Origin of the sequence: Devosia sp. (assembly GCF_035944845.1) — a bacterium.
In the GTDB taxonomy this organism is placed as follows: Bacteria; Pseudomonadota; Alphaproteobacteria; order Rhizobiales; family Devosiaceae; genus Devosia_A.
This window is the reverse complement of the sequence record NZ_DASZAW010000084.1, coordinates 1-8,739: the sequence shown is the minus strand read 5'-3', so window position 1 is coordinate 8,739 and position 8,739 is coordinate 1. Positions and strand designations below refer to the sequence as shown.

Annotated in this window: 7 protein-coding genes; 6 read left to right on the top strand and 1 reads right to left on the bottom strand. The window is 66.3% G+C overall.

Annotated features, from left to right (window positions below):
* The first annotated feature begins 4 nt into the window (after positions 1-4).
* The gene (locus VGV07_RS16680) at positions 5-1,078 is read left to right on the top strand and encodes a site-specific DNA-methyltransferase (protein WP_326869850.1); all 1,074 of its coding nucleotides are present in this window, start codon (positions 5-7) and stop codon (positions 1,076-1,078) included.
* Between the two features lie 307 nt (positions 1,079-1,385).
* On the opposite strand, the gene VGV07_RS16675 is transcribed toward VGV07_RS16680, so the two are convergent.
* Positions 1,386-2,450, bottom strand: coding sequence for an A/G-specific adenine glycosylase (locus tag VGV07_RS16675; RefSeq protein WP_326869849.1), 1,065 nt, complete (start codon positions 2,448-2,450; stop codon positions 1,386-1,388).
* Between the two features lie 63 nt (positions 2,451-2,513).
* On the opposite strand from VGV07_RS16675, the gene VGV07_RS16670 reads away from it, so the two are divergent.
* From VGV07_RS16670 to VGV07_RS16650, 5 genes are all read left to right on the top strand, one after another.
* A complete protein-coding gene (locus tag VGV07_RS16670) occupies positions 2,514-3,035 on the top strand; it encodes a DUF721 domain-containing protein (RefSeq protein WP_326869848.1) in 522 nt (173 codons plus the stop codon).
* A gap of 169 nt (positions 3,036-3,204) precedes the next feature.
* Entirely contained in the window at positions 3,205-3,864 is a 660-nt protein-coding gene (locus VGV07_RS16665; RefSeq protein WP_326869847.1) for a DsbA family protein, read from the top strand.
* A 24-nt stretch (positions 3,865-3,888) separates the two neighbouring features.
* Positions 3,889-7,347 (top strand): chromosome segregation SMC family protein, encoded by a 3,459-nt coding sequence (locus tag VGV07_RS16660; protein WP_326869846.1) that lies wholly within the window; start codon positions 3,889-3,891, stop codon positions 7,345-7,347.
* 203 nt (positions 7,348-7,550) lie between these two features.
* Positions 7,551-7,940 carry an AtpZ/AtpI family protein gene (locus VGV07_RS16655; RefSeq protein WP_326869845.1) on the top strand — a complete coding sequence of 130 codons (390 nt, stop codon included), beginning with the start codon at positions 7,551-7,553 and terminating at the stop codon, positions 7,938-7,940.
* A gap of 27 nt (positions 7,941-7,967) precedes the next feature.
* A complete protein-coding gene (locus VGV07_RS16650) occupies positions 7,968-8,723 on the top strand; it encodes a F0F1 ATP synthase subunit A (protein ID WP_326869844.1) in 756 nt (251 codons plus the stop codon).
* Positions 8,724-8,739: the final 16 nt, after the last annotated feature.

Sequence of the window (8,739 nt, the reverse complement as noted above, 5' to 3'; positions counted from 1 at the left end):
CCCCATCGACACCATCCTTGTGGGCGATTGCATCAAGCACATGAATGCCTTGCCGGCCGGCTCGGTTGACCTCGTATTCGCAGACCCGCCTTACAACCTGCAACTGGACCAGGGCCTGACCCGGCCGGACCAGTCGCGCGTTGCCGGCGTCGATGACGACTGGGACAAGTTCGACAGCTTTGCCCATTACGACAGCTTCACCCGCGCCTGGCTGAAGGCGGCGCGGCGCATCCTGAAGCCGGATGGCGCCATCTGGGTGATCGGCTCGTACCACAATATTTTCCGCGTCGGCGCGGCGTTGCAGGATCTCGACTACTGGCTGCTCAACGACGTGATATGGCGCAAGGCCAACCCGATGCCGAACTTCCGCGGCACCCGGTTCACCAATGCACACGAGACGCTGATCTGGGCCGCCAAGGACCGCGACAGCCGCGTCACCTTCAACTACGAGCAGATGAAGCAGGCCAATGACGACGTGCAGATGCGCTCGGACTGGCTGTTTCCGATCTGCACGGGCGCCGAACGCCTGAAGGACGACGACGACGAAAAGCTGCATCCGACGCAGAAGCCGGAAGCCCTGCTCTATCGCGTCATCAGCGCGACGACCAAGCCCGGCGACGTGGTGCTCGACCCGTTCTTCGGCACCGGCACCACGGGTGCCGTGGCCAAGAAGCTCGGCCGCCACTTCATCGGCATCGAGCGAGAAGACACCTACATCGCCGGCGCGCTGAAGCGCATCGCCGCGATCCGTCCGCTCAACGCCGCGACAATCGAAACGGCGGTGCCCAAGCGTGCGGCGCCGCGCGTCGCCTTCGGTTCGCTGGTCGAGATGGGGCTGATCGCGCCGGGCACCGAGCTCTACGACGACCGCCAGCGCTGGAGCGCCCTGGTGCGCGCCGACGGCTCGCTGGTCTCGGGCGACCATATGGGCTCGATCCACCGGGTCGGTGCGCTGGTACAGGGCGCCGAAGCCTGCAATGGCTGGACCTTCTGGCATGCCCGGCAAGGGAGCCGGCTTGCCCCCATCGATGATTTCCGCAGCCAGGTGCGGGCTGAGATGGAACGACTTTCGGCCTGAATCTGACCTCCATTCAACTCAGGCTGCGCTCGCCGCCGGCTCGAAAGAGCCGGCGGCTTTTGCATGTGGGGGGCCTTCGCTATTGGGCACCAACTCTCCCCGTCCACGGTCATCCCGGTGAGGGCCCATGCGCGCAAAGTTAGGGTCGCGCCCCACCCACCGGGTCATTCCCGCGAAAGCGGGAACCTCTGTTTTCGTGCCTACCGCACGATCGCAAACGGAGTTCCCCGCTTTCGCGGGGATGACATCGAGTTTGGGGGACTTGCAGAGCCTCGGTTCGCATACCCAGCGTCACCCAAAAAGTCCCCTACTCCACTCCAGCAGCAGCCAGCACTTTGCGGAAGACGCTCGGCAGGGCTTCGCCGTCGAGCTCGCGCGGATCAGCCCACCAGCCCGCTTTGAGCTCGGCCGGGTCGACCACCACCGCCGACCACACCTCGAGCTCGAGCCGGAAATGGGTGAAGACGTGAACGATCTGCCCGTGGTGGCGCCAGTCGGATCCGACCGGGTGAGCGACGGCGCGCTTGTCCGGCGTCCAATCGGAAACCGGGGTCTCAGTCATCTGCGCCAATAAGCCCTTCTCGGCCCGCGTCTGCAGATACACATCGCCATCAGTGTCGCGCATGACAAAGGCGTGGCCGTAGCGGGTCGGGCGGTCTGCCTTTTCGGCCTTTACGGGGTAGAGCAGCGGATCGAGCTCAGCGCCGCGACAGCCGGGCTGGATCGGGCAGAGCATGCAACTGGCGTTGCGTGGCGCGCAAATGGTGGCGCCCAGATCCATCAGCGCCTGGGCAAAGTCGCCGGCGCGCTCAGGGACCACGGCCTGCACCGTGCTGCGCACCAGGTCCTTGGCGTCGCGAACGGGGACCTCCAGCGCCAGGTAGCGCGCTACCACCCGGTCGACATTGCCATCGACCACCGCCACCCGTTCGTCAGCGGTGATCGCCGCAATGGCAGCTGCCGTGTAGGGCCCGATGCCCGGCAGCGTCAGCAACTCCGCCGACGTCGTTGGAAATCGGCCGTCGAAGCGCTCAACCACCGCCCTGGCGCAGGCGTAGAGGTTTCGGGCGCGAGCGTAGTAGCCGAGCCCGGCCCATTCGACGAGTACGGCTTCAAGCGGCGATGCCGCGAGGGCTGTAACCGTCGGCCAGAGGTGGAGGAACCGTGCATAGTAGCGGCCCACCGCAGCGACGGTGGTCTGCTGCAGCATGATCTCGCTCAGCCAGACGCGATAGGGATCAGCGACGATGCCGCGAGCCCGGTGGGCCGGGCCAACCCGCCATGGCAGGGTGCGCGCGTGCCGGTCGTACCAGGCGAGCACGGCAGCCGCATCGAGCGGCACGGGGTTTTGCTGGGGCGCGGCTTTTGACATGATAGGGCGCACAGATGGCGCGCCGCAGCGACGGGCGCAAGCGGCGGCGGGAAGTTGTTACCAGTGGCGGACAAGCCGAAATCGAAATCCAAAGAGGACGCGCCACCCAGGCGGCTCAACCGGGCCGTCGGCGTGGCCGAGGCCTTGGGCGGGGTGCTCGATCCGGCGCTGAAGAAACGCGGCTTTGCCAGCCGCGATATCCTCTCGCACTGGCCCACTATCGCCCCGGCGCCCTACGACAAGGTGACCCGGCCGGACAAGCTCAGTTGGCCACGCGGCGAAAAGGGTGCCGAGGGGGCGACGCTGTACCTCCGCTGCCACCCGGGCCACGCTCTGGCGCTGGCGCATGAGGGACAGCGCGTCGCCGCCTCGATCAACCGCTATTATGGCTATTTCCTTATCGGGCAGGTGCGGCTCAGCGCCGAACCCTTCGTGATCGAGGACGAGGTGCCAGAGACCGTTCCCGCCCTCCCCGAGGTCACGCGTGCCCGGATCAGCCGTACCGTCGAGCGGGTGAGCGATCCCGGCGTGCGGGACGCGCTCAGGCAACTGGGCCAGGCAATCGCCCGGGGCAAGCCGAAATGACCGTCGCCACATAGCCATTCGAGCGCCGCTCTCATGGCCTTCGCGCTTCAAATCGCTCGACGGGAGCGATTTGCCCTGCGGGACATCGCGAAGTGTTCATCGCCGGTTGTGCTTGTCCCGCCTAAGTTGGGCGCGATATAGGGCGAGCAACGAAAACGGAGAAAAACTCGTGGCCAACCGTCGCAACCTTCTCGTGGGCTCGGGCGCAGCAGTTGCTGCGGCAGCCGTCGGCACCGGCTTCAGCGCGCTGTTCGGCGCCACCAGCGTCCTCGCCCAGCAGTTCGACCAGGCCAAGCTGATGGCGCCGGCCGGCGGCGTTGCCGACCACCCGCTCGGGCCCGCCGACGCCAAGGTGACGCTGATCGAGTATCTGTCGCCGACTTGCCCGCACTGCGCGGCCTTCACCAACACGGTCTTTCCGCAGCTCAAAACGGAATACATCGACACCAACAAGATCCAGTTCATCCCGCGCCCGTTCATGCGCAACGTGCTGGATGCCGTGGTGTTCATGCTGGCCGAGGCCGCCGGCCCGGAAAAGTACCACGAAGTGGTCGACACCTTCTTCAAGACGCAGGACACCTGGGCCGCGTCCAACACCCCGAACGACGCGATCTTCGCCATTGCCCAGCAGCTCGGTTTTACCAAGGAAACCTACGACGCTGCCTTGACGAATCAGGACCTGTTCAAGGGACTGGAAGCGATGCGGGATCAGGCGCTGGACGAGTTCAAGCTCGAGGGCACGCCGACATTCTACATCAACGGCAAGAAGCTCACCGGAGAAAGCTCGTTTGAGGCTCTCAAGGCCGAAATCGATCCCCTGCTCGCCTGACGCGCTGCCCCATAGGGGCGCGCGATGAAATTCACGCGCCTCAAACTGCACGGATTCAAATCCTTCTGCGACCAGACCGAGCTCTACCTGGAGCCCGGTCTGTCCGGCGTGGTGGGACCGAACGGCTGCGGCAAATCCAACCTCGTCGAAGCGCTGCGCTGGGTGATGGGCGAAAGCTCGTACAAGGCGATGCGCGCCTCGGGCATGGACGACGTGATCTTTTCCGGCTCAGGCAGCCGGCCCGGCCGTAACACCGCCGAAGTCACCCTCGTCCTCGACAATTCCGACCGCACTGCGCCCGCGCCGCTCAACAATGCCGACGTGCTCGAAGTCACGCGGCGCATCGAGCGCGAAGAAGGCTCGGTCTATCGCGTCAACGGCAAGGAAGTGCGGGCCCGCGATGTGCAGCTGCTGTTCGCCGACGCTTCGACGGGCGCGCACTCACCGGCACTGGTGCGCCAGGGACAGATCGGCGAGCTGATTGCCGCCAAGCCGCAGCAGCGACGTGCCCTGCTCGAGGAAGCCGCGGGCATTTCGGGGCTGCACTCGCGCCGGCATGAGGCGGAGCTGAGGCTGCGGGCCGCCGAACAGAACCTCGAACGCGTCGACGACGTCATCGCGCAGGTCGAGCAGCAGCTCGAAACGCTGAAGCGACAGGCCCGGCTGGCGGTACGTTACCGCGCGCTGTCAGGCGATATCCGCAAGGCCGAGGCGACGCTCTACCACATCCGCTGGATTGCGGCGCGTTTCAACGAAAAGGACGCCGAGGCGGCGCAGGCCAAGCTGGTGCGTGATCTCGCCGAGGCGCAGCATGTCGAACTCGAGGCGCAGAAAGTGGTGTTCCTCGCCGACAAGGCGCTGGCGCCGTTGCGCGAAAGGGAAGCTGCCGCCGGTGCGGTGCTGCAGCGGCTGACCATCCTCGCCGAACAGCTCGACAACGAGGCGCGCCGGGCCGAGGCGAGGCTCATCGAACTGGGCGAGCGGCTGAAGCAGATCGAGCAGGACGCGGTGCGCGAGCGCGCGCTGGTCGGCGAGAGCGACGAAGCTTTGGCGACCGCGAGCGAGGAGCGCGCCCGCCTCGAGGCCGAAGTGGCCGGCGAGCAGCAGGCGCTCGAAGCGGCGCGCGCCGCGACGGAAGCGGCGCAGCACGCGGTGGCCGAAGCGGAAGATGAGGCGCAGGCCGCGGCCGACGCATTGGCGCAGTTGCGGGCACGGCGGGCTGCGGCCGAGCGCAGCGTCGCCGAAGCGCGCTCGCGGGTGATGCGGCTCGAAACCCAGATCGCCGACGTGGCGCGCGAAGCCGAACAGCTGGCGCGGACGCTGGGGGCCGACGCGACGCTGAACGCCAAGCGCGAGGCGCTCGAAGCAGCGCAGCATAATGCCACGGTCGCCGAAACAGCGGCCGTGGCCGCCGAATCGGCCGCTGTCGCAGCACAGACCACCGCCGACGCGGTGCGTCCGGAACTGCAGCAGATCGAGGCGGCATTGAACCGGCTGGAGGCGGAGGCGCAGACGCTGAGCCGCATCCTCGACCATGGCGGCGCCAGCAAATGGCCGGCTGTGGTCGACCAGCTGAAGGTGTCACCAGGCTATGAAACGGCGCTCGGCGCGGCGCTGGGCGACGATCTCGACGCGTCGTCCGATACCGGCGCACCGTTGCACTGGGCAGGCGCCGCGTCCAGCGGCGACGCCCCCCTGCCGGCAGGCGCCACGCCGCTGTCGCAGTTCGTTTCCGGCAGCCCGTTGCTGAAGCGCCGGCTCGACCAGATCGGTCTGGTCGACGCAGCCGACGCCGCCCGACTGATGGCGCAACTGCTGCCCGGCCAGCGACTGACCACCAAGTCGGGCGGGCTGTGGCGCTGGGATGGCTTCGTTGCCGCCGCCGACGCACCCACCGCCGCGGCAGAACGGCTGGCGCAGCGCAACCGGCTGGCCGAGCTCGAAGCGGAAGTCGAGGACGTTCGGGCACGGCGCAACAGCCGGCGTGCCGATGCCGCGGCCCTCGCTGAAGCGTTGAACGACGCCCGCACCGATGAGCGCCAGAAGCGCGAAGCCTGGCGCGTCGCCCAGCGCGAGATTGCCGTCGCGCAGGGCGAGCTGGACAACGCACAGCGCGCCATCAGCGAGCTTGCCGCACGGCAGGTGGCGCTCGACGAAACCCGCATCCGGCTCGACGCCAGTCTCGCCGAGGCGGAGGCGGCCGCCGCGGAGGCGGAGGGCTTGCTGTGGGACGCTGGCGATGAGACCGAAGCAGCAGCGCTTGCGACATCACGTCAGTCGCTGCTCGGCGAGCTGCGCGAGAAGGCGGATAAGGCGCGGCTGAAGCTCGGCGGCTTCGAGACGGCGGCGCGGATGCGCGGCGCGCGGCTCACCCAGATCGCCTCCGATGTTGCCGCGTGGTCGCGCCGCCGCGAGGGCGCCGCGGGTCAACTGGCAACGCTCGACGCACGTACCGCCGAAGTACGCGAACAGATCGTGGTGCTCGAGGCCTCGCCGGAGAGCCTCGCCGAGCGCCGCCAGGCGCTGGATGCCGAAATCGCCGTGGCGCGCGAGGCGCACAAGGCGGCGACCGATGCGCTCAGCGTCGGCGACACCCGTCACCGTGAAGCCGACAAGGCGCAGCGGCTGGCGCATGACGCGTTGTCCGGCTTCCGCGCCGAACTGGCCAGGGTCGAGGAACGCATCAAGGGCCTCATCGCGCAACGGCACCAGATCGAGCGGCAGGTGCACGAGACGCTCAACATCGAGGCATCGCAGACGGCGCAGCTTGCCGGTATCCGGCCCGAACATGCCCTACCCGCCGAAACACAAGTCGAATCGCAGGTCGATCGACTGAAGGCGGAGCGCGAGCGGCTGGGCGGGGTCAACCTCGGGGCCGAGAAGGAATCGGAAGAGGTCCGCGAGAAGCTCGACCTGATGGTGAAGGATCGCGACGACCTGATCGCCGCAATCGCCAAATTGCGTGGCGGCATCCAGAGCCTCAACCGCGAGGGCCGGCAGCGGCTCAACGAGGCGTTCGAGAAGGTCAATGCGCATTTCCAGGAGCTGTTCACCTCGCTGTTCGGCGGCGGCACGGCGGAACTGCAGTTCGTCGAGAGCGACGACCCGCTGGAAGCCGGGCTCGAAATCCTCGCACGCCCGCCCGGCAAGAAGCCTTCGACCATGACGCTGCTCTCCGGCGGCGAGCAGGCACTCACGGCAATGTCGCTGATCTTTGCGGTGTTCCTGACCAACCCGGCGCCGATCTGCGTGCTCGATGAGGTGGATGCGCCGCTCGATGACGCCAATGTCGAGCGGTTCTGCAACCTGCTCGATATGATGACCCAGCGGACGGAAACCCGTTTCCTGGTGATCACCCACAATCCGATTACCATGGCCCGTGTCGACCGGCTGTTCGGCGTCACCATGGCCGAGCGCGGGGTCAGCCAGCTGGTCTCGGTGGACCTCAAGGGAGCCGAGGCAGCGGTGCGGGCAGCAGGCTGACGCCCCATCCTTGCCGCAATAGTGGCGGCCAGAGTCGCGATGACTCAATGTCACACCTGCTTTGGCTACATAAACCTCTATATTTATCAATGTGTTAGCAGTCTGTTCACAGCCTTGACACTGGTGGGGGGCGCCACTATGTTGCCCGCGACTTCGAGGGGCTCCAGTTCCAATTTTGGCCCGGAGGCGCAGGGGATAGCGGGATGGCACTGTCACGCAAGACCAAGCGCCCACCAGGTGGTGAACCAGCAGGGCCCCTGACTTCGGATCTTGCCGCGCGGATCAAGCGCGCGCAGGCCGCCGAAGCGGCGCCGGGGGACGCGGAAATCTCCGCTGCCAACCGGAACTTGTCCGGGTGGAACCGTGGTATGCGGCTCGGCACGGAGTTTATTGCGGCCATCCTGGTCGGCGCGGGTATCGGTTACCTGCTCGATCTGTGGCTGAAGACCGGTCCCTGGCTGATGCTGGTGATGTTGCTGGTCGGCTTTGCGGCGGGCGTGCTCAATGTGGTGCGCTCTGCAGCGGAAATGAACCGGGCGGCGCCGCCGCCCACGGCCGCGATGCGCGTGCCGGACGACGAAGAAGACGAGTGAAGGCCCCGAGCCTAAAAGGAACAGCAGTTGGCCGATCCGAATAAAGTCGACCCGATCCACCAGTTCCAGATCACCGATATCGTCTCCTTCGGTGAAGGCGGCATCTCCTTCACCAACTCAGCCCTGTTCATGGTGCTGTCAGTTGGTGTGATCGCCCTCTACCTCCTGCTCTCGACGCAGAAGCGCAGCCTGGTGCCGAACCGGGTGCAGCTGGTTTCCGAGATGCTCTACGAGTTCGTCGCCAAAATGGTCTCGGACTCAGCCGGCAAGGCCGGCATGAAGTTCTTCCCGTTCGTCTTCTCGCTGTTCATGTTCGTGCTCGTCGCCAACATGTTCGGCATGATCCCGTTCTTCTTCACCTTCACCAGCCACATCATCATCACCTTCGCCCTGGCGCTGCTGGTGTTCCTGGTGGTGATCATCTACGGCATCTACAAGAACGGGCTGAAGTTCTTCAAACTGTTCGTGCCGTCGGGCGTCCCCGGCTACGTGCTCCCCATCGTGGTGCCGATCGAGGTGGTTTCCTTCCTCTCGCGCCCGATCTCGCTCAGTGTTCGTCTCTTCGCCAACATCCTCGCCGGTCACATCACCCTCAAGGTGTTCGCGGGCTTCATCGTGACGCTGGGTGGCCTGGGCTTCCTCGGCTGGCTCGGTGCGTTGCTGCCGCTGATCATGACCGTGGCGATCACGGCGCTCGAATTCCTCGTGGCGGCCCTGCAGGCCTACGTCTTTGCAGTGCTGACCTCGATGTACATCAACGATGCGATCCATCCGTCGCATTGATCTAGGCCGGTTCACA